Raw genomic sequence first — 22,012 nt, forward strand, 5'->3', positions numbered from 1 at the left:
GATTAAGTTTTAGGTAGTATTACGGTAAAAACAGTTCCAATTCCTTCGGTTGAAGTGAAAGTAATAGAACCATCATATGCTTCAATTATATTTTTTATCATTCCTAAACCTAAGCCCATTCCACTTGTTTTTGTGGTAAATTTAGGTTCGAAAATTAATTCTTTATTTTCAACTGTAATTCCTTTTCCGTTATCAGAAACTATTATTTTAACATTATTTCCTTCGGATGTTACTTTTATTTCAATCCTCGGGTTTTTCTCATTTTCTTTAATAGCTTGCGTAGCATTTTTAACTAAATTTGTTACAACTCTAATTAATTGTGTTTTATCTAAATATGCAAAAAGCTCAGTTTCTTTAGGTATGTAATAGATATAATTTTCTGTGAAAATATCTAATGAATGTTTAACAACATCAACAACATCTAATTTTTCACGACGTTGTGTTGGCATTTTTGCAAAGTCAGAAAAAGCAGAAGCAATAGAGCTCATCACATCAATTTGTTGAATAAGCGTTTCGCTGTATTCGGCTAATTTTTCTTTGATTTTAGGATCTTCAGGATTAAATCGTCGTTCAAAACTTTGTACGGTAAGACGCATTGGTGTTAGCGGATTTTTAATTTCACTGAGCCACTTGTTTTGCCATTTCTCTCCAAGCTTGTTCTCGTTCGCTTCTAGCAAGTTTTACGGCGCTTTCTTCTAATTGATCAATCATATTATTGTACGAATCAACTAAAGAATTTATTTCTGAACTAGCAGAGTTTAAAGTGATTTTTTCGTTTCGTTGATTTAAACGAGTTTCTTTAATTTTTTCTGAAATCGTTTGAATAGAACGTGTAATATAGCTCGATAAAAAATAAGCTAATGAAATTGCGATAATAAACATCAGTAAATAAACAAGGAGTAAACGAGATATAAATTCACGTAATTCTTGTTTTTGCTCTTCGTTATCTTGAGCTATTTGTAACTCTAAAAGTCCAATTCGTTTAAAACGTGTATCGTTTATATAAGTATATGATGATTGATAAGTAATTCCTTTATCTGTCCTACTTTTTAAAATTTTATGATTTGAATTATTCGCTAACTCTATTACAATTTCAGAAGTTAAATTTTCACCTTCTTTTTTATCAAAATTATATGGAATAGATGATTTTAAAAGCAGTCCATTCATATCGTACATTGATACTGTTAGTTTATGAACATAGGCAATATCATAAATACGATCTTGAAATATTTTAGCTAAATTATCAGTAGTAATCGGATAGGTTGTTTTGCGTTTTAATTCGATTTCTATATCGTGTTTTGTCGCACTTTCTTTTCTATTAAAACGTTGAATATTATAATCTTCCGTTTGTTCTCCATATTGAATTATAGTTACCGTAACAATTAAAACTGATGCTAATAGTACCAATAATATCATTGATAAGAAAATTCTAATTCGTAGTGATATGTTGTTGATTTTTAGCAAATTGTATGGTTTAATGTTATTTATAATTAGACTTGAATTTTTTCTTCTTTACTATGTAAAAGACGTGTTAATTTAATTGATAAATCTAATAAAATTATTTTAGCATTTCCATTTCTTTCGATATGATATTGAGCATCATTTATTTCTTTATCGATAATTAAAATATTACCACTATGTACAAAAGGTGCAAATTTTGATAATTGAAAATTAGCTGTTTTTGTTTCTAAAAACACTAAATCGGGTGCTCCGTAATTTAATAATAATGCTTGTCTGAAAAACTGTAAACAATATTGTAAAAACTGTTTTTGTGTTTCTCTTCCTGATTTTGAAATAGTTTCAGACCATTGAATTAAATCTTGAATAACCGCTGCATTTCCTTTTGCTTTAAAAGCTGCACGAATCCAAGTAATAAACCATTCTTCGAAAATTAAATCATTAGAATTATTGTTTAAAATATGTAATGCTTTGTTGTAATTTCCTTCGGATTGATGCGCTATTTTAATGGCTTCATTTTCAGAAACACGTTCATTTTTAACTAAGGTTTTTGCAATATCAGTATCACTTAATACAGGAAAATAAAGTGCTTGACAACGAGATTTTATCGTATTGATAATTTGCTCTTCATCTTCAGTTATCAGAATAAAAACTGTTTTATTAGGCGGTTCTTCAATAAGTTTTAATAATTTATTTGCAGCGGCGATGTTCATTTTTTCTGCCATCCAAATAATCATCACTTTAAAACCACCTTCGTATGATTTTAATTGTAGTTTTTTAACAATATCTAAGGCTTCATCAACACCAATTTGCCCTTGTTTATTTTCTATTCCAATATGTTTAGACCAGTTAAAAAGACTTCCGTAAGGTTGTTTTTCAACAAAAGATCGCCAATCAGATAAAAATAAATCACTAACAGGATGCTTTTTTACAGCATCGTTGGTAGTTACAGGAAATGCAAAATGTAAATCGGGATGTTGTAGTTTGCTACATTTTAAATTGCAAGAATCTGCATTATTTGATGTGCTACATAATAAATATTGAGCGTAAGCAATTGCCATTGGTAATGTACCAGAACCCTCTTTACCAACAAAAAGTTGGGCGTGTGGAATTCGGTTGTTATCAGCAGATTGCTGTAAATGTTTTTTTATATGTTCTTGTCCTATAATTTCATCGAAAGTCATACTACAAATATAAGATTTCAAATACAGAGAACAACCAATAAAAGAAATAGGAGATTGTTAAAATCTTATTGTTTAGAATCATTCTATTGTGGTATCTTTGCGAGTCAATATTATACGTGTTATTTTGAATTCAATTGCAAGTTTACAAATCGGTGAGAGAGGAATTATATCCGAAGAATGTTTAGATATTATTCCTTTGAAATTATTAGAAATGGGCTGTTTACCAGGAATAGAAGTAGAGTTGTTACAAATTGCGCCTTTTAAAGATCCATTATATATTTGTGTAAATGGAAGTCATTTAGCAATACGAAAAAAAACGGCAAGTAAAATTGTAATTACTAAAATATAAATAATGAGTAAGCGTATTAAAGTAGCTTTAATAGGAAATCCGAACACAGGAAAAACATCATTATTTAATCAATTAACAGGCTTACATCAAAAAGTAGGAAATTACCCAGGAGTAACAGTTGATAAAAAACAAGGAACTTGTAAAATATCAGAAAATAGTACTGCAATTATTACCGATTTACCAGGAACTTATAGTATCAATCCAACTTCTATTGATGAAAGTATTGTATTAAAAAGCTTGTTAAATTCTAATGAAGATGAAAAGCCAGATGTAATTGTAATTGTTGCCGATATTGAAAATTTAAAACGAAATTTATTACTTTTTTCTCAAATTCAAGATTTAGAAATTCCAATAATTTTAGCCTTAAATATGGCTGATCAGATGGAGCGAAAAGGAATATCAATTGATATTAAAAATTTAGAAAAACAATTAAATACTAAAATTGTTTTAATATCAGCAAGAAAAAATAAAGGAATTGATACTTTAAAAGAAGCAATTGAAAATTATAATTCTTTAAAAATACATTCAGATTTTAAAGAATTATCTCATAAAATTGATACAACATATTTTGATGAATTAGCCAAAGTAAGCACTCGTTTTTTAGCCTATGAATTATGGATGATGCTTACAAAACAACATACATCTTTACTTTCATCCGAAGAAAAAGAGCAATTGAAATCGTTTGGAAGCGATGTTTCTACTCAAAAAAAATATCAGCATAAAGAAACAATTTTTCGTTATCAGAAAATTAATTCAATATTAAAAGAAACTTATACTATTGATGCCTCAAAAGCAACTGATTTACGTGCTAAATTAGATGCTGTTTTTACGCATAAAATATTCGGATATCTTATTTTTTTCGGATTATTATTATTGATATTTCAATCGGTTTTTGATTGGGCATCAGCTCCAATGGATTTTATTGATGGTTTATTTGCTAGCATTTCAGAGTTTACTAAATCAAATTTACCAGCAGGTATGTTTACCGATTTATTATCCGAAGGAATTATTCCAGGAATAGGAGGAGTTATTATTTTTATTCCGCAAATAGCTATTTTATTTTTATTCATCGCTATTTTAGAAGAAACAGGTTATATAAGTAGAGTGGTGTTTTTAATGGATAAAATTATGCGCCGTTTTGGAATGAGCGGTAAAAGTATTATTCCTTTAATTTCGGGTACGGCATGTGCGATACCAGCAATTATGGCTACCAGAACTATTTCTAGTTGGAAAGAACGTTTAATTACCATTTTAGTAACGCCATTTACTACGTGTTCGGCACGTTTGCCAGTGTATGCGATTTTAATTGCTTTGATAATTCCTGATAAGAAATTGTTTGGTTTTATAGGTTTACAAGGATTAACTTTATTAGCGTTGTATGGTTTAGGTTTTGGCTCGGCAATTCTTGGAGCTTATATTTTACATAAAACATTAAAAATAAAAAGTAGCTCATTTTTTGTAATGGAAATGCCTAATTACAAGCTTCCATCTGTTAAAAATGTGTTTTTAGATGTGTTAGAAAAAACCAAAGCTTTCGTTTTTGGAGCAGGTAAAATAATATTAGCGATATCAATCGTATTGTGGTTTTTGGCTTCTAATGGAGCTTCGGATTTTAAAAATGCTGAAAAAAATGTTACTCAAAATATAGCGAATCAAAAGTTGTCATCAACAGAGTTATCACAAAAAATAGCCTCTCAAAAATTAGAAAATTCTTACATAGGAATTGCAGGGAAAGCAATCGAACCAATTGTAAAACCTTTAGGATATGATTGGAAAATAGGAGTTGGATTGATAGCTTCATTTGCCGCACGAGAAGTTTTTATAGGAACATTAGCAACTATTTATAGTGTTGAAAATAATGATGATGATATTTCTACTATCAAACAAAAAATGGCATCAGAAATAAATAATGAAACTGGTGAAAAACGTTTCAATTTTGCCACAGGAATATCTTTATTATTATTTTATGCTTTCGCAATGCAATGTATGGCAACTTTGGCAATTGTTAAAAGAGAAACTAAAAGCTGGAAATGGCCTATAATACAACTTGTAGGTATGGGTTCTTTGGCTTATTTAACAGCTTTTTTAGCTTATCAAATACTTCGTTAATGCAAGAAATTATTACATATATAACAGTCGGTTTAGCGGTATTATTTTTGATAAAAAAGTTTTTCATCAAGAGTAAAAAGAAAAAAGATTGTAATACTGATTGTGATTGTTCTTAAAAAAAATCATCTTTTTTTCTTATAGATTATCAATTAATGTACTTTTGTGGTATTATAATTGATATCAGTAAAAAAATAATTAAAAAATTAAAAATGAAAAAAATACTTTTAATAGCTGTACTATTTATTAGCTCATTTACACAAGCACAACAAGAAGCTAAAGTTTCAATAACTGATGCCTTAGCACTTAAAACACTTAATGTTTCTTATGAATATTATACTACTGAACGTTCATCAGTAGGACTTTCAACATTATTTAATTTAGAGAAAAAATCAGCAGATTTCAGATATAATGAAGAATGGATGATTACTCCTTATTTTCGTCATTATTTTAAAAATAGTAATAACTGGAATTATTTTGGTGAAATATTTTTAGGTGTTAATGGTGGAGAAAACGAATTAACTATTGAAGGTTCTGATATTAAGAAAATTGAAAAATATACTGATGCTGCTTTAGGGTTAGCGGTTGGTGCTAAATATGTATCTTCAGGAGGTTTTATTCTTGATATTTATGGTGGTTTAGGAAGAAATATGTTTACTTCAAAATCTCGTTCAATTGTGCCAAGAGTTGGTGTTAATTTAGGATATAGATTTTAATCTATAAGTATTTAAAATATTAGAAAAACTCGCTTTAAGCGAGTTTTTTTATGCCGATACTTTAAAAGAATACTATTTTTGTAAAATGGATAAATTTATTTTTCATAAAAATAGTAAAGTAGCTTATACTGATATTGGCAAAGGAAATACGATTGTTTTATTACATGGTTTTCTTGAAAATGCTATGATGTGGCGTGAAATTACAACTTCTTTAAGTCATAAAAACCGTGTTATTTGTATTGATTTATTAGGTCACGGAAATACGGAATGTATCGGTTATATTCATACTATGAGCGATATGGCTGAGGCTGTAAAAGCAGTTTTAAAAAACTTAAATATCAACAGTTTTTATATCATTGGGCATTCTATGGGAGGCTATGTTTCTTTAGCGGTTACTGAGAAATATCCGAAGAAAATAAAAGGAATTTGTTTGTTAAATTCGAGTGCGCAATCCGACTCTGAAGAACGTAAAAAACTACGATTAAGAGCGTCTAAAATGGCACAAACGAATTATAAAAGTTTGGTAAAAATGTCTATTTCAAACTTATTTAGTGCTCAAACCAGCACTCAATTTGCAACAGAAATTGCTGAAATAAAAAAACAAGCTTTACAAACACCTGTTCAAGGATATATCGCCGCAACCGAAGGAATGCGATTAAGAGAAAACAAAGAAGCTGTTTTACAAAATGTTGATAAACGGTTGATAATTGTAGGGAAAAATGATTCTATACTTAATTATCACACAATTATTGAGGAAGCAAATCGAACAAAAACCCCTTTTTACGAGCTTTCAGGCGGTCATATGAGTCATATTGAAAACAAGGATGAACTTCTAAAAATGCTACATAAATTTATTGAGAATTAAGAGCCTGTTTAAATTTTAAATAAAGTATTTTTTAGATATAAACGTCACGCTGAATTTATTTCAGCATCGCATAAAACTAAGAACTACGGAAAATCAGGATGTGAAACTGAAATAAATTCAGTTTGACGGATTCGATTTTTTAGTGATAAAAGGTTTTTAAATGAAATTTAAACAAGTTTTAAATTGATATTATTTTTTTGAAGCAATTTCCCGCTTTCCGCACTCGCTTTTTTTTGAATAAAAATCAAAAAAAGAGCTCAAACAATTGCTTCAATCGGGGCTATAAATTTGTGCGTTTTTTGTAAATTAGCTAGAAACTACTTTAATATGAAAATTCATCATTTAGCGAAAGAAACATCTATTTTAAATAAATTTTTATCAGAAATAAGAAGTACAGATATTCAAAAAGATTCGATGCGTTTTCGAAGAAATATAGAACGAATCGGTGAAATTTTAGGATACGAATTAAGTAAAAAATTAGCATCAGAAACTAAAAAAGTACAAACTCCTTTAGGAACAAAACAAGTAGAAATTCCTGTTAATGATGTAATTTTATGTTCAATTTTAAGAGCAGGATTACCTTTGCATAATGGTTTATTAAATTATTTTGATGATGCTGAAAATGCTTTTATATCGGCTTATCGTCATCATCCAAATAACGATGCTGAATTTGAAATTGTAGTTGAATATTTTGCATCTCCATCAATTGATGGTAAAACTTTATTATTGGTCGACCCAATGTTAGCAACAGGACGTTCACTAGTTGCGGTTTATGAAGCTATCAAAAAATACGGAACTCCTAAAGAAATTCAAATAGTTTCAGTTATTGGTGCTTCCGAAGGAGTTGAATATGTCGCAAATAATTTCCCTGAAAACACTAGTTTATGGATTGCCGATATTGATGAAGGACTCAATGACAAAGGATATATTATTCCAGGTTTAGGTGATGCAGGCGATTTAGCTTATGGTACAAAAATGTAAATTTATAGAACATTTGCAAGTATTGAACAAGCGAAAAATAATAATAATAAGACATCTGAAATCCATTTTTTTTGAAATAATTCGAATCCGTTGGCTAAAATAATTGCAATCGGAAAAAAGAGTAATAAAAGTTCTGTGCCTGTTTTATGAGGTATTAAAAGCACAACTACTGACGAAATTAATAAGTAAACAAAGGTTAAAATCCAGCTTTTTCTAAAATTATTAAGAACTGATAATGCCTTCGGAGTTTTTAATATCAATGAATAAAAGACTAAAATACCTATAAATACGAAAGATAATACATACTTTATATCAGTATAAAAATCAATATTATAAGATAAATTCCAATTAAATAGTTGGTTAAAAATTTCAGTTTTATCATACCAAAAACAATAGGTGAAAAATAAAAAAATTACGCATCCGTAGCCTAGTAAAGGAATTAATAAAGTTTGATAAGTAAAGCGTTGATGTAAGTAAATAGAAATATAAAATAATACGCCAAATAATGCTGTATAAGGTTCTATTAAAAAAGAAACACCAAGCCATAAACCTCCGTCAAATAACTTGTAAAAGGTATTTTTAGGTGATTGTAAGTTATAAACTTTCCGTGAAAATAATAAGATGATTAAGCAAGCAAAAAAGGTTTTATCAATATGAATAACATCAGGAAAAAAACCGATAAGTAGTATTAGAAATAAGAAAGCAAAGGAGTTATCAAAAGTTAATTTGTTTTTTGTAATTACAAAATTGAAGACTCCAAATACCGCTATAAAACCAATCAATTCTTTAGCCGTTTCAAAAGAGACTTCTTTAGAAAATAAGCTGAAAGAAAAGTAACTTAAAAACAGTGCAAAAAGCACAATGAAATTAACAGGTTTTGATTTACTGAAAAAATTGGCTAACATAGTTTCTTTTTATACTTTTGCAAACATAAAGATAATCAAGTTATGTTAGGATTAAATATTTTTAGATTAATTGCAGATTTATTTACTTTTATATTACAACCTTTCAAATGGTTGCGATTAGAAGTAGCAAAAGGAGACTACGGTTGGTGGACATCAAATGCAGTTAACTGGTTTTTTGTTTTTATTTTAATAGTGTTATTTGGATACTGGATGTGGCAATCGGCTACTTTCTTAAAAGAAGGAACTGAAGACTAAGCTTAAAACAGATATACATACACATTGGGAAGCAAAAACAAACTGAAACGTTTCAAAGAAAATGAAACGTTTGCAAACGTACTTCAACCTACGAGAGAAGAAGTAATAGGAGATTTTCCTTTAAAAGGAAAGTGGAATACATTTTTTAAAAACGACAACCCTATAGTTTTAGAACTTGGTTGTGGTAAAGGAGAGTATACCATTGCCTTAGCAGAAAAAAATCCGAATAAAAATTTTATTGGTATTGATATTAAAGGAGCTCGTTTTTGGCGTGGTGCTAAAACTGCCATAGAAAACGACATGCAAAATGTTGCCTTTATTAGAACTCAAATAGAATTAGTAGCTAATATTTTTGCGGAAAATGAAGTTGATGAGATTTGGATTACTTTTCCAGATCCACAAATAAAATATCAACGAACAAAACATAGAATGACAAATACATCATTCTTAAAAAGATATCACCACATTTTAAAAGAAGATGGTATTATGAACTTAAAAACCGATAGCGAGTTTATGCACGGTTACACTTTAGGTTTAATACATGGTGAAGGGCATGAAATTTTACATGCAAATCATAATGTTTACGTAAATGAAGGAGCGCCAGAAGAAGTAACTTCTACGCAAACTTTTTACGAAAAACAATATTTAGAAATAGGAAAAGCAATTACTTACATCCGTTTTAAGTTAAAGTATTAACTTTACTGAGTGAGTAAAAATCAAAACTTTTTCGAAAGAGTATACGAAGTGTCAAGGTTAATTCCATACGGAAGAGTAACCAGTTATGGCGCAATTGCAAGGTATTTAGGAGCAGCTCGATCTGCAAGAATGGTAGGTTGGGCAATGAATAATTCACATACCAAAGATGTTCCTGCACATCGAGTTGTAAATCGAATCGGTTTACTTACAGGAAAACAACATTTTGATGGAACAAACCTTATGCAACAACTATTAGAAAGTGAAGGAATAGTTGTTGTTGATAATAAAATACAAAATTTCGAAACTGTATTTTGGAATCCTATTGATGAGTTGTAAATACTAAAAACACTCATTTAACTATATATTACTAAAACAATTGCCTTTTTAACCTACTTATTTAGTTCAATTTAACTGTAATTAATATAAAACCGTTCAAAATTGATATCTCTTATCTTACTATAAATAAACACAATATAAACGCTTTATTTTCTGAAGGCTAAAATGTATCTTTGTACCTTAGAATCAATTAAATTGAATACTCTAATGAGTTTTAAAAAGCAAGATATTTACAAGGCGTTAGAAACTATAACGGCACCAGGAGAAGGTAAAAGTTTAGTTGAAAGCGAAAACATAAAAAACGTCGTTACTTTTGGTAAAGAAGTAATTGTTGATGTAACCATTTCAAACCCATCTTTACAAGCTAAAAAGAAGGTAGAAGTTGAAATAACCAAAGCAATTCATACAAATGTTGATGATAGTATCGATGTAAAAGTGAATGTAAAAGTTGAGGTTCCTCAAAAAGAAAATCCAAATCAAATTAAAGGAAAAGAAATTCCTAATATAAAAAACATCATAGCAATAGCTTCAGGAAAAGGAGGTGTAGGGAAATCTACTATTACTTCTAATATGGCAGTTTCTTTAGCTAAAATGGGCTTTAAAGTTGGTGTTTTAGATGCTGATGTTTACGGACCATCGCAACATTTAATGTTTGATGTAGAAAAAGAAAAGCCATTATCTGTAAAAGTAGATGGACGTTCTAAAATGAAACCTGTTGAAAATTATGGTGTAAAATTATTATCACTAGGATTTTTTACAGACCCAAATCAAGCTGTAATTTGGCGTGGACCAATGGCTTCAAAAGCATTAAATCAATTAATTTTTGATGCAGATTGGGGAGAATTAGATTTCTTATTAATCGACCTTCCTCCAGGAACAGGAGATATTCACTTATCAATAGTACAAGCCGTGCCTATTAGCGGAGCTGTAGTTGTAAGTACTCCTCAAAATATTGCCTTAGCAGATGCTAAAAAAGGAGTAGCAATGTTTCAACAAGAAAGTATAAACGTACCAGTTTTAGGTATTGTTGAAAACATGGCGTATTTTACACCTGCCGAATTACCAGATAATAAATATTATATCTTTGGTCAAGGCGGAGCTAAAAACTTAGCTGAAGATATTGAAACTAGCTTTTTAGGTGAAATACCATTAGTACAAAGTATTCGTGAAGCAGGAGACGTAGGTCATCCAGTTGCTTTACAAGAAAACACACCTTTAGAAAAAGCATTTACCGATGTAACTAAAGAAATGGTTGCACAACTATTAAAAAGAAATAACAATTTACCAGCTACTGAAGTAGTTCGTATAACTACAATGAGTGGTTGTAGCACAAAATAATCAAAGATTATGACAGCAACAGAAATAAGAGATAACGTAGAAAAAGCTTTAGAAGAAATTCGTCCATTTTTAATAAGCGATGGCGGAAATATTAAGCTTTTATCTATAGAAAAAAATATTGTAAAAGTTCAGTTAGAAGGTGCTTGTAGTGGATGTTCTGTAAATCAAATGACCTTAAAAAATGGTGTTGAAGCAACCATTAAAAAATATGTTCCAAGTATTGAAGAGGTAATAAACGTAGCTTAATAAACTTGTTTTAACTTTTTTTGGGCGTTCGGGCGTGCTTTCGCTACTCGCTTTTTTTAAATAGAAAAAATTTAAAAAAGAGCTCAAACAAACCTCTCAATCACTAACGCAACTAACAGACTTTAAAATAAAAACCTCACTATTTTTTTAAATAGTGAGGTTTAAAAAAATATATAACAAAATATACAATTTTAAAGGTATATAGTTTTAATCAAATTTAAAATGGAAACTCAAGATATAACTCTAAAAATAACTGACAGAGAAGGAGTACTACACGAAATTGTTGCACCAACAGATATGGCAATGAATTTAATGGAAGTTATTCGTTTATATGAATTAGCTCCTGAAGGTACAATTGGTGTTTGTGGAGGAATGGCAATGTGTGCATCTTGTCAATGTTATATAAAATCTGACCATGAATTACCTGAAATGGGTGACGATGAAGATGCAATGCTTGCAGAAGCTTTTGATGTAGAAGACAATAGTCGTTTAGGATGTCAATTACCAATAAAACCAGAAATGGATGGTTTAGAAATTGAATTAGCTCCTGAGAGCTAATTCAATAATTTTGAAAATTCATTTTCTAAAATTGAAAGCCAATCTGTAATTCTTTTTTGTGTAAGTTCTGGCTGATTATCTTCATCAATTGCCAATCCATAAAACAAATCATTATTATAAATGGCTTTCGATTCTGTAAAATCGTAACCATCTACTGACCAAAAACCAGTGATTTTTCCTCCATTTTTTAAAATAACTTCTGCCAACATTCCTACGCCATCAATAAAGTATTCACCATAACCATATTGATCTCCTAGCCCATAAATTGCAACTGTTTTATTGGTGAAATCGATAGTTTTAAATTCATCAAAATAACTTTCCCAATCACTTTGTAAATCGCCATCATACCAAGTTGAAAGTCCTAAAAGAAGAATATCAAATTGCTCAAAATCTGATTTTTTAACTTCAGATACTTCCATTACTTTTATATCGCTAAGATTCCAGTTATCTACAATAGAATTGGTGACTTCTTCTGTCATTCCAGTATCTGAACCATAAATTAAACCGATTGTTTTCATAGTTTATTTTTTAAGATTATTGTTTTATAAAAGTTGTTTTTCTCCATTCGTTTAAGTTTACAACTAAAAGAACACTTGCAATTGCTGTAAGTAGTAAGACTAGTATTTTTGATAATTCATCAGGATGCCCTATTATTTCTTCAATTACATGATAACAATTAAAAATTGCAACAATGATTCCCCATATTAAGGATGTTATTTTAAACCATTTTTTTGATAATTGAATTGTTAATAAAGCGAATAAAAAAGCAGTACCTTCCATTAAAATACGCCATTGATGTGCCCAAAATGGCGTTTCGCCAGTTGATCCATCAATAAAAACAGTTTGATTAAAAAATACGGTTGCTAATCCGTAAATATGATGAAAAATATATCCGAAGATAATTAACATCCAAAGGCTAATAATTTTTGTTTTCATAGGTATTGTATCGTTTTTAAGTATGGTTTTTTTTGGAATGATTACTCTTTTCTTTCGTTTTTTCTTTCTGCTATGTAACCATAACATTGTTCCTGTTACAGGAAGTGAAGCGCCTATTAAACCTGCTAAAAAAACAAGAATTTTTCCACTGATACCTAAAATACTTCCTGTATGAATATCGTAGTATAAAGAATGTAGTTTTTCTCCTGCGTTTTTTTCTTTATCAAGTTTACTTTTGATTAAATCGCCTGTGTTAGGATGTATGTAATAGTGATCAGAACTACCGTAACTATCATCGTTAGGATAGGCAGTTATTTTAAGAGGAATTGTATCATGCTGTGGTAAATAATAAATAAATAGATTTCTGTTTTTTTGATTTTTATTTAATTGATTTTTAGCATTGATTAATGAGGTTTTCAAAAATTTAGTACTATCGATACTAATTTTTTCTTTTTCTTTTTTACTTTCAAAAGTAACTAAGGTATATAGTGCGTCATCTACCCAAGTAAAAGACCAAGCAACGCCTGTAATTGCTAATATCAATAAAATAGAAGCGCCATAAAAGCCTAAAACATTATGTGAATCAAAAACTACCTTTTGTTTTTTTGCGTTTGTTTTTATCGAAAATTTAGATTTCCTTCCTTTTTTAGTCTTAAAAACTTTGCTGTTTTTTGGAAACCATAAAATCAACCCTGTAATTAAAGAAATAATAAACAACATTACAGACCAACCTATTATTTGAGCCCCTAATTGACCAAGTAATAAATTTTGATGTATGTATAATACGATTATAAAAAAATCACTATTTAGGTTTTTTTCTTTCAGTAATTTTCCTGTATACGGGTTTATGTAGCTGAAATAATAACCACCTTCTTTTTTGGAAAGAAGAATGGTACTTCTATCGGTTTCAGTAAAATCATATATTCTAAGAACATCGTTATCTGATTGCTCTTTATAAATTGTAAGTATGTTGTTTAACGGTTTTTTCTGTAGATTTTCAGCCGTATTTTTAACGGTATAATAAGGATACGCTGCTAACCGAATTTCTTTTTGAAAAGCATAAATACAGCCTGTAATACAAACTATAAAAATAATTAAACCTGATGATAAGGCTATCCATAAATGGATTTTTCGAATGGTATTTTTAAAATTAAATTTTTTCAATTTCATTTGTTTTAAAGACAAAACTCTGATTTTACATCAGAGTTTTGCTGTATTTAAAAAACTAATAATTCAAATAGAATACAACACACAATAAAAAAGTTGGGGGACTTTATTATTTTTATAAAAACAGTATTTTTTTTTGAATACTATTCTTTTTTCTTATTAAGATTAAATAGTAATAGGTGTCGACAAAAGTATTTACAAAAAATGGAATACAAAAGTTATTTAGAATAATTTTAAATAAAAAAAATAGAAATAAAACAACTATTATATATTTCGGTTTATTTAGAATTAAAACAAATAGATGTAAAAGTATGATTATCGTATTATAATGATTGTTCTGTTATTAATTAATCACCTTAATGTTGTTTTTTATTAGTTTAGTTAAATTTTTTTAAAAAAACAGAAAACAATACTACCTAAGAAAAATATTATTTTACTTTTGTAGTTATGTTTATTGAATCTAAATAAGTCTTTAATTGCAATGAGATATATAATAATATTGGTCATCTATTTTTTACAAATAATAACATTAAGTGCTCAAAATGATAAAATATCAGGTTGTGTATACAATGAATTTAAAGAACAGCTAGTAAATGCACATGTAACTATTTTAGAGAATAATAAAACTATTGTTACAGATACTAAAGGCTGTTTTTACTTTTCAGAAGTGAGATTAAATAATTTCACATTAAAAATACAATATGTAGGATATAAGCCTTTTTATAAAAAAATTACAAGTACTTCTAAAAAAACAAAGCTCTCTTTTTATCTAGAAGAAAACGATAGTACTTTAGATGAAGTTGTAATTCAAGGAAAATCTAAAGCAGAAAAAATAAGAGATAAAGCCTATGCTGTAAATGTTATAGAAACCGAAGTTTTTAAAAATACAGCAACAAATATCAGTCAGGTTTTAAACAAAGTACCTGGTATTATTATTAGAGAAGAAGGAGGTTTAGGATCAGATTTTAATCTGTCTTTAAATGGATTTTCAGGAAAGCAAATAAAAATATTTATAGACGGTATTCCGATGAGTTATTTCGGAAAATCATTAACATTAAATAATTTTCCGTCTAACATTATAGCATCAATAGAAGTTTATAAAGGAGTAGTTCCTATTTATTTATCTTCAGATGCTTTGGGAGGCGCTATTAATATTATTACAAAAAAAGGAGTAAATAATTATTTAGATGTATCTTATTCTTTGGGCTCATTTAATACACATAAAGCTGCTGTTAATACTCAGTATTACGATAAAAATAGTGGGTTCACAGCACGATTAAAATCATTTTATAATTATTCAGATAACGATTATGCAATAGATATAATTGTACCAGGCGAAGGAGGTAAAATAACAGATGAAACGACTAATGTAAAAAGGTTTCATAATGCATACACTTCAAAAATGGGGCAATTAGAAGCAGGGATTACCAATAAAAAATATGCCGATGAATTATTAGTTGGTATTTTATTTTCTGATAATTATAAAGAAATACAACACGCAAGGTTTCCTCTGAAAATGATCAAACCTTTTGGAGAAGTTTTTGAAAAAAATAAAAGTAGAATCAGTACTTTAAAATATGCCAAAAAAGGTGTTTTTAAAAACTTAGATGTTCGTTCTTTTATAGCTCTTGTAGATAACGAACGCAGATATGAAGATAAAAGTAATCATAGATATTTTTGGAATGGTGAAATTGAATACGATGACCATTTATCCACAGGAGAGCAAAGTAGTAGAAAAACCGAATTAACCTTATCACAAGAAAATATATTATTAAATTTTAATTTACAATATCACCTTCCAAAACAGCAAATTATTGCGGTAAATTTTTCTTCGGATAATTTTAAAATGGAAGGGAATGACCCTTTACACACTAGAAACAATACGCAATTTGGTGAACCAAGTACAGTTGATAAAAAAGTAGCAGGATTGTCTTATTCATTTAATCTTATTGATAAAAAATTAAAAGGAATTGCATTCGGAAAAAGATATAATTACAGCATCAATTCTTTAACGACTAATTATTCAGGAACTACAAAAGAAAAGAAAAATATTTTATCTAATTACACAGGGTATGGAGGTGCGTTAACTTATTTATTTACAAAAAATACACAAGTAAAAACTTCTTTTGAAAATGCAATTCGTTTTCCTGAAAACTCAGAAATTTTAGGAAATGGAATGGCAATTTTAACCAATATTGATTTAAAACCTGAAACAAGTACGAACATTAATATTGGTTTTAGAACAAATCAATATTTAAGCGATAAACATAAAATTCATTTTGAAACCAATACTTTTTTAAGAAGCTCTAAAAACTTTATCTATTTACGTCCAGAGTTGGTTTTTCAAGTAAACGATAATTTAGATAAAGTACTAACAAAAGGTATAGAAGGAGCGCTTGAATATACTTTTAATGATGCGTATAGTATTGGAGTAAATGCTACTTATTTAGATATTCGAGATAAAAGTAAATATGTAAAAAATAGCACACAACCTAATCCATATTTAAATTCTAGAATACCCAACGTACCTTATTTATTTGGAAATATAAAATTAAATTATAACACCAAAAATTTATTTAGAAAGGATGATATGTTTTCTATAAGCTCTTTTCAAAATTATGTACATGGCTATTCGTTATTTTTTGCTAAAATCGGAAATAGAGATAGAAAATTAATTAAAAATCAATTTACACAAAATATTGAAGCTATTTATTCTCTTCAAAATGGAACTTACAATATTTCGGTAGCGGCTAATAATATTTTTGATGCTAAAGTTACCGATAATTACAATCTTCAAAAACCAGGACAAAACTTCAGCTTAAAGTTAAGATACTACTTATCAAATTAAATCAATACTATAAATTAAAAACAATTATGAAACAATCAATTTTATCAATAGGTTTATTATTTACAATGAGTTTTTTTATCTCTTGTAATGATGATTCGCCAATACAACTAAATAGTACTTCAAACTTAGTAGTTGCTGTTGAAACGACAGGAGAATCTCCTACGGATGTAGTTTTAGGTATCGATAATTTTATAAATTCTGAAATATCACCAATAGGAAAAGGTATTCAGCAAGATGGAAAAAGAAGTTACTATTTTTTAAATGAAACACTTATCAGTTCAGGATATAAAGCTACAAACTGTATAGGTTACAATATTCAAAATGGAGAACTTACTAAAAAAGGGGAATTTGCTTTTCCAGTATCTTTTGATTTATTAGGAAAAGGAGACAACAAAACCATGATTGCCGTAGAAAGTCCTAGAGCTGGTTTTGAAAATAAAACTATCTTTTTAGTAGATACTGATGAAATGGTAATTACTAAAACATTAAAAACAAAAATAGATGAAAGAACTGAGGAAGGTTTAATGTCTTGGCCTACAGGTACTGTTGTAAAAGGAGGTAAGTTATTTTTATCATATTATTTAACTAGTTCTGATGGAAAATGGAAAACACCAAATTCCAATGAAGCAAGAATTGCAATATATAGTTACCCTGAGTTAAAATTCGAAAAATTAATAAAAGATACTAGAGGTTCTGATATTGGTTTTTACGGAAATTATAATGGGTTAGTAAAAGATGAAAATAATAATATTTATACTGCATCTACTTCTTCTTTAGCTTGTGGATTTGAACCTGCTCCAACAAATAAATCAGCAATTTTAAGAATTAAAAGCGGTGCTACTGATTTTGATACCGATTATTATTTCGATTTTGAAGCTGCTTCAGGAGGAAATAAAATCAACTTTTTACATTATGTAGGAAACAACAAGGCTATTGTAAGAATGATTACAGATGATTCTGTAAAATGGAGTGCATTTGCTCCTACATCAGAAAATCCTAATTGTAAAATTGCGGTGGTAGATTTAATTGCCAAAACGGTAACAGAAGTTACAGATATTCCATTACACGGAGGTCAGTGGGCTACTCCTGCATTAAATAGCAATGGAAAAGTATATATGAATGTAAGTGATAATAATGGTGCTTACATTTATGAAATTGACGTAAATACAGCAACTGCTAAAAAAAGCCAAAAAGTTGAAGCTGCTGTTGTAAAAGGAATTTTTGATTTAAATTAATCAGTATTTTTTATTTTAAATTTGTAAAAGTCGTCTTGAAACATAATGTTTTAAGACGGCTTTTTGTCTTTAAATTGTTTTTTTTATTTGTTATATTTGTAAGGAGGCAATAAAAAACAGATAAATATGCATTATTGGCAAGGTCTTTTACCACATTTAAAATATATGATAAAACGCAAACCTGAATAACTGTTTTGTGTAGTAATTAAAGAGCTTAAAATATTTTTAGTTTCATTTTAATTAAATCATTTCAAATGCCATTTTATCATAAATTAGGAAAAATACCACCAAAACGCCACACGCAATTTCGCAAAGAAGACGGAACTTTGTATTACGAACAATTATTTGGAACTATTGGTTTTGACGGAATGTCGACCAATTCATACCATGAGCACAGACCAACTATGGTCAAAGAAATTCGCAAACAATACTCTGTAAAGCCTAAAATAGCCAAGGCAAATAATATTCAATCGTATCGCTTTCGCGGATTTCAAGTACCGCCAGAAAATGATTATCTAGAAAGTAGAAAAATCGTTTTAACAAATGCTGATTGTAACATCATTTTATCAGCTCCAAAAACATCAACAAAAGAATATTTTTATAAAAATACCGATGCCGATGAGGTAATTTTTATTCATAAAGGAACAGGGAAATTACGCACCATGTTAGGGAATATCAATTTTAAATATGGCGATTATTTAGTAATTCCAAGAGGTATTATTTACAAACTAGATTTTGATGATGAAAATAACAGACTTTTTATTGTCGAATCGTATTCGCCAGTTTACACACCTAAACGATACAGAAATCATTTTGGACAATTATTAGAACACGCACCATTTTGTGAACGAGATTTAAGAAGACCAGAAGAATTAGAAACCTATAATGAGTTAGGCGATTTCTTAATCAAAGTAAAAAAACAAGGCGAAATTATAGAAATGATTTACGCTTCACATCCTTTTGATGTGGTTGGTTACGACGGTTATAATTTTCCGTATGCTTTTTCAATTCACGATTTTGAGCCTATCACTGGACGTATTCATCAACCGCCGCCAGTGCATCAAACTTTTGAAACCAATGCCTTTGTAATTTGCAGTTTCGTGCCTCGTTTGTACGATTATCATCCAAACGCAATTCCTGCGCCTTACAATCATAGTAATATCGATTCTGATGAGGTTTTGTATTATGTTGATGGCGATTTTATGAGCAGAAACGACATCGACCAAGGGCATATATCACTGCATCCCGCAGGTATTCCTCACGGACCACATCCAGGTGCAACCGAAAGAAGTATCGGACATACAGAAACCGAAGAATTAGCCGTTATGGTTGATACTTTTAAACCTTTGAAAATTACCGAAGAAGCCATGAAAATTGCCGATGAAAATTATTATAAATCGTGGTTAGAATAATAAAACTAGATTTATTAAAATAATTATTAGAAGCTAATCCTGCTTTCACTACTCGCTTTTTTTTGAAGAAAAATCAAAAAAAGAGCTCAAACAAACCGTTCAATCAGGGCTAAACTCATTTACGAAGTTTAGTACTAATTTAATAATTTATCATTTATAGAAAAATAGGCATCTATAAAAAAACAAAGATTTTACAGATTTTAAAAACCTGTGAAGTCTATAAAAACATAACGCATGAGTAAAAAAGAAGTAACATCAGTAAACTACGGTTTAGAAAAAATATTTGAAGGAGCACAAGATTTTTTACCACTTTTAGGAACAGATTACGTAGAGTTTTATGTTGGAAATGCAAAACAAGCGGCACATTTTTATAAAACAGCTTTTGGTTTTCAGTCACACGCCTATAAAGGTTTAGAAACAGGTTCGAAAGATTCTGTAAGTTATGTATTAAAACAAGATAAGATTCGTTTAATATTAACATCACCATTAAATAGTAAATCACCAATAAATGACCATATTGTAAAACATGGCGATGGTGTAAAAATTATAGCACTTTGGGTTGATGATGCAAGAAAATCGTATAAAGAAACTATCAAAAGAGGAGCAAAATCATATTTAGAGCCAACTATCGAAAAAGATGAACACGGAGAAGTAATTCGTGCAGGTATTTACACTTATGGTGAAACAGTTCATATATTTGTAGAAAGAAAAAATTATAAAGGCGTATTTTTGCCAGGATTTACAGAATGGAAGTCAGATTACAATCCGCCAAGCGCAGGTTTAAAATATATTGACCACATGGTTGGTAATGTTGGTTGGAATCAAATGGATATCTGGGTAAAATGGTACGAAGACGTTATGGGATTTGTAAATTTTTTATCATTTGATGATAAGCAAATTCATACCGAATATTCTGCTTTAATGAGTAAAGTAATGAGTAACGGAAATGGGCGAATTAAATTTCCTATTAACGAACCAGCAAAAGCAGCAAAACGTTCACAAATTGAAGAGTATTTAGATTTTTACGAAGGTGAAGGCGTACAACACATTGCAGTTGCTACCGATGATATTATTAAAACAGTATCACAATTAAAAGCAAACGGAATAGAATTTTTACCACCGCCACCACAAGCATATTATGATGGAATTCCTGAGCGTTTAGGGGAACATATGAGTATGATGAAAGAAGATATTTCTAAGTTACAAGAATTATCAATAATGATTGATGCAGATGAAGAAGGCTATTTATTACAAATTTTTACAAAGCCTGTTGAAGACCGTCCGACCTTATTTTTTGAAATAATTCAACGAATGGGAGCTCGTGGTTTTGGAGCAGGAAATTTTAAAGCCTTATTTGAATCAATAGAAAGAGAACAATCAAAAAGAGGAACTTTATAATTATAAATAGTAATTATAAGAAAAATAAATCACCATTTTAATAAGTACTTGCACTTATTAAAATGGTGATTTTAATAATAATTTTTATATAAAATATAAAAATGGATAAAGAAGCGCTTTTAATAGCAATAGAAAATAAGTATAAAAAATTAGATGTTCCGTTAGAAACAATGCTAGAAGGTTTACTTCATAGCAAGCCTATTACTTATTGGGATTATATTCAAACGGATGCCTTATTAGCATTACAAACTCCTAGAACAACAGAAAAAGATGAAATGGTTTTTATCACAGATCATCAAGTAAATGAATTGTTGTTTAAAATGATTTTATGGGAACTTAATCAAATATCAGAAGCTGAAGATGCAATTACTGCCGAAAAATTTTCGAAACATTTAATGCGTGTTAGTAATTATTTTGACACGCTTTGCAATTCTTTTAACGTAATGCAAGATGGAATGGATATTGATCAATATTTGAAATTCCGAACTGCTTTAACACCTGCAAGTGGTTTTCAAAGTGTACAATATCGTCAAATAGAATTTGCATCAACAGAAATTATTAACTTGATAGATGCGCGTTATAGAGCTACTTTTGATGTAGATTCTTCGATTGAAAACACTTATAATCATTTGTATTGGCAAGCGGCAGGAGTAAACCATAAAACAGGAGAAAAATCAACTTTAATTAAATTATTTGAAAAAAAATATAAAAAAGAGTTTATCGATTCTATAGAAAATTATAAAAATTGTAATCTTTCTAAAAAATTTAAAGAATTACCTAAAGAAGTACAACAAAGTGATGAGTTGATAAAAGCAATGCGTCATTATGATTATACCGTAAATATAAAATGGGTGATGGCTCATTACGATGCAGCAGGAAAATATTTAGGTGGTGGCGATAAAGATTTAGAAGCAACAGGAGGAAGTAACTGGCGAAAATATATGCATCCAAAATATCAACGAAGAATATTTTTTCCTTACTTATGGAGCGAAGAAGAATTAAAAAACTGGGGTGTTTCTTAAT

The 22,012-nt window shown here is 29.1% G+C and carries 20 protein-coding genes and 1 pseudogene; 16 read left to right on the forward strand and 5 right to left on the reverse strand.

Annotation, left to right across the window (positions count from 1 at the left end; genetic code table 11):
• Window positions 1–2 precede the first annotated feature (2 nt).
• Window positions 3–1,416 (reverse strand): annotated as a pseudogene (locus PG913_RS00565) (ATP-binding protein).
• Between the two features lie 74 nt (window positions 1,417–1,490).
• Entirely contained in the window at window positions 1,491–2,642 is a 1,152-nt protein-coding gene (locus tag PG913_RS00570; protein WP_271231150.1) for a DNA polymerase III subunit, read from the reverse strand.
• Window positions 2,643–2,766: 124 nt separating this feature from the next.
• Here PG913_RS00570 and PG913_RS00575 point away from each other — a divergent pair, with 124 nt between their 5' ends.
• From PG913_RS00575 to upp, 5 genes are all read left to right on the forward strand, one after another.
• Window positions 2,767–2,991, forward strand: a complete 225-nt coding sequence (locus tag PG913_RS00575; protein ID WP_271231151.1) for a FeoA family protein — start codon at window positions 2,767–2,769, stop codon at window positions 2,989–2,991.
• A 3-nt stretch (window positions 2,992–2,994) separates the two neighbouring features.
• Window positions 2,995–5,100 carry a ferrous iron transport protein B gene (feoB, locus tag PG913_RS00580; protein ID WP_271231152.1) on the forward strand — a complete coding sequence of 702 codons (2,106 nt, stop codon included), beginning with the start codon at window positions 2,995–2,997 and terminating at the stop codon, window positions 5,098–5,100.
• Between the two features lie 209 nt (window positions 5,101–5,309).
• Entirely contained in the window at window positions 5,310–5,813 is a 504-nt protein-coding gene (locus tag PG913_RS00590; protein WP_271231154.1) for a DUF3575 domain-containing protein, read from the forward strand.
• Window positions 5,814–5,898: 85 nt separating this feature from the next.
• On the forward strand, window positions 5,899–6,678 hold the full coding sequence (locus PG913_RS00595) for an alpha/beta fold hydrolase (RefSeq protein ID WP_271231155.1): 780 nt from the start codon (window positions 5,899–5,901) through the stop codon (window positions 6,676–6,678).
• A gap of 327 nt (window positions 6,679–7,005) precedes the next feature.
• Window positions 7,006–7,659, forward strand: a complete 654-nt coding sequence (gene upp / locus PG913_RS00600; RefSeq protein ID WP_271231156.1) for a uracil phosphoribosyltransferase — start codon at window positions 7,006–7,008, stop codon at window positions 7,657–7,659.
• Window positions 7,660–7,661: 2 nt separating this feature from the next.
• On the opposite strand, the gene PG913_RS00605 is transcribed toward upp, so the two are convergent.
• Window positions 7,662–8,564: a DUF6427 family protein gene (locus PG913_RS00605; RefSeq protein WP_271231157.1), complete on the reverse strand. Its 903-nt coding sequence runs from the start codon at window positions 8,562–8,564 to the stop codon at window positions 7,662–7,664.
• A 42-nt stretch (window positions 8,565–8,606) separates the two neighbouring features.
• Here PG913_RS00605 and PG913_RS00610 point away from each other — a divergent pair, with 42 nt between their 5' ends.
• The 6 genes from PG913_RS00610 to PG913_RS00635 all read left to right on the forward strand — a co-directional run bounded on the left by PG913_RS00610 (window position 8,607) and on the right by PG913_RS00635 (window position 11,993).
• Window positions 8,607–8,819, forward strand: coding sequence for a DUF6341 family protein (locus tag PG913_RS00610; protein ID WP_271231158.1), 213 nt, complete (start codon window positions 8,607–8,609; stop codon window positions 8,817–8,819).
• A gap of 24 nt (window positions 8,820–8,843) precedes the next feature.
• Complete coding sequence (gene trmB, locus PG913_RS00615; protein WP_271231159.1) at window positions 8,844–9,515, forward strand: tRNA (guanosine(46)-N7)-methyltransferase TrmB; 672 nt, start codon at window positions 8,844–8,846, stop codon at window positions 9,513–9,515.
• Between the two features lie 9 nt (window positions 9,516–9,524).
• Entirely contained in the window at window positions 9,525–9,851 is a 327-nt protein-coding gene (locus tag PG913_RS00620; RefSeq protein ID WP_271231160.1) for an MGMT family protein, read from the forward strand.
• A gap of 207 nt (window positions 9,852–10,058) precedes the next feature.
• Window positions 10,059–11,189: an Mrp/NBP35 family ATP-binding protein gene (locus PG913_RS00625; RefSeq protein WP_271231161.1), complete on the forward strand. Its 1,131-nt coding sequence runs from the start codon at window positions 10,059–10,061 to the stop codon at window positions 11,187–11,189.
• A 9-nt stretch (window positions 11,190–11,198) separates the two neighbouring features.
• The gene (locus PG913_RS00630; protein WP_271231162.1) at window positions 11,199–11,435 is read left to right on the forward strand and encodes a NifU family protein; all 237 of its coding nucleotides are present in this window, start codon (window positions 11,199–11,201) and stop codon (window positions 11,433–11,435) included.
• Window positions 11,436–11,657: 222 nt separating this feature from the next.
• Window positions 11,658–11,993, forward strand: a complete 336-nt coding sequence (locus tag PG913_RS00635) for a 2Fe-2S iron-sulfur cluster-binding family protein (protein ID WP_271231163.1) — start codon at window positions 11,658–11,660, stop codon at window positions 11,991–11,993.
• On the opposite strand, the gene PG913_RS00640 is transcribed toward PG913_RS00635, so the two are convergent.
• Both PG913_RS00640 and PG913_RS00645 read right to left on the reverse strand, forming a co-directional pair.
• Window positions 11,990–12,511: a flavodoxin gene (locus PG913_RS00640; protein WP_271231164.1), complete on the reverse strand. Its 522-nt coding sequence runs from the start codon at window positions 12,509–12,511 to the stop codon at window positions 11,990–11,992. The two genes, PG913_RS00635 and PG913_RS00640, sit on opposite strands and share 4 nt — an antisense overlap.
• Window positions 12,512–12,527: 16 nt before the next feature.
• Complete coding sequence (locus PG913_RS00645; protein WP_271231165.1) at window positions 12,528–14,093, reverse strand: PepSY-associated TM helix domain-containing protein; 1,566 nt, start codon at window positions 14,091–14,093, stop codon at window positions 12,528–12,530.
• Between the two features lie 484 nt (window positions 14,094–14,577).
• Between PG913_RS00645 and PG913_RS00650 the strand changes: the two genes are divergently transcribed.
• From PG913_RS00650 to PG913_RS00670, 5 genes are all read left to right on the forward strand, one after another.
• Window positions 14,578–16,944, forward strand: coding sequence for a TonB-dependent receptor (locus PG913_RS00650; RefSeq protein WP_271231166.1), 2,367 nt, complete (start codon window positions 14,578–14,580; stop codon window positions 16,942–16,944).
• A gap of 26 nt (window positions 16,945–16,970) precedes the next feature.
• Entirely contained in the window at window positions 16,971–18,179 is a 1,209-nt protein-coding gene (locus tag PG913_RS00655; RefSeq protein ID WP_271231167.1) for a DUF4374 domain-containing protein, read from the forward strand.
• A 254-nt stretch (window positions 18,180–18,433) separates the two neighbouring features.
• The gene (locus tag PG913_RS00660) at window positions 18,434–19,591 is read left to right on the forward strand and encodes a homogentisate 1,2-dioxygenase (protein WP_271231168.1); all 1,158 of its coding nucleotides are present in this window, start codon (window positions 18,434–18,436) and stop codon (window positions 19,589–19,591) included.
• Window positions 19,592–19,825: 234 nt separating this feature from the next.
• The gene (gene hppD, locus PG913_RS00665) at window positions 19,826–20,989 is read left to right on the forward strand and encodes a 4-hydroxyphenylpyruvate dioxygenase (protein ID WP_271231169.1); all 1,164 of its coding nucleotides are present in this window, start codon (window positions 19,826–19,828) and stop codon (window positions 20,987–20,989) included.
• 101 nt (window positions 20,990–21,090) lie between these two features.
• Window positions 21,091–22,011 carry a tryptophan 2,3-dioxygenase family protein gene (locus PG913_RS00670; protein ID WP_271231170.1) on the forward strand — a complete coding sequence of 307 codons (921 nt, stop codon included), beginning with the start codon at window positions 21,091–21,093 and terminating at the stop codon, window positions 22,009–22,011.
• Window position 22,012 lies beyond the last annotated feature (1 nt).

It is taken from the genome of Tenacibaculum pacificus (assembly GCF_027941775.1).
GTDB lineage: Bacteria > Bacteroidota > Bacteroidia > Flavobacteriales > Flavobacteriaceae > Polaribacter > Polaribacter pacificus_A.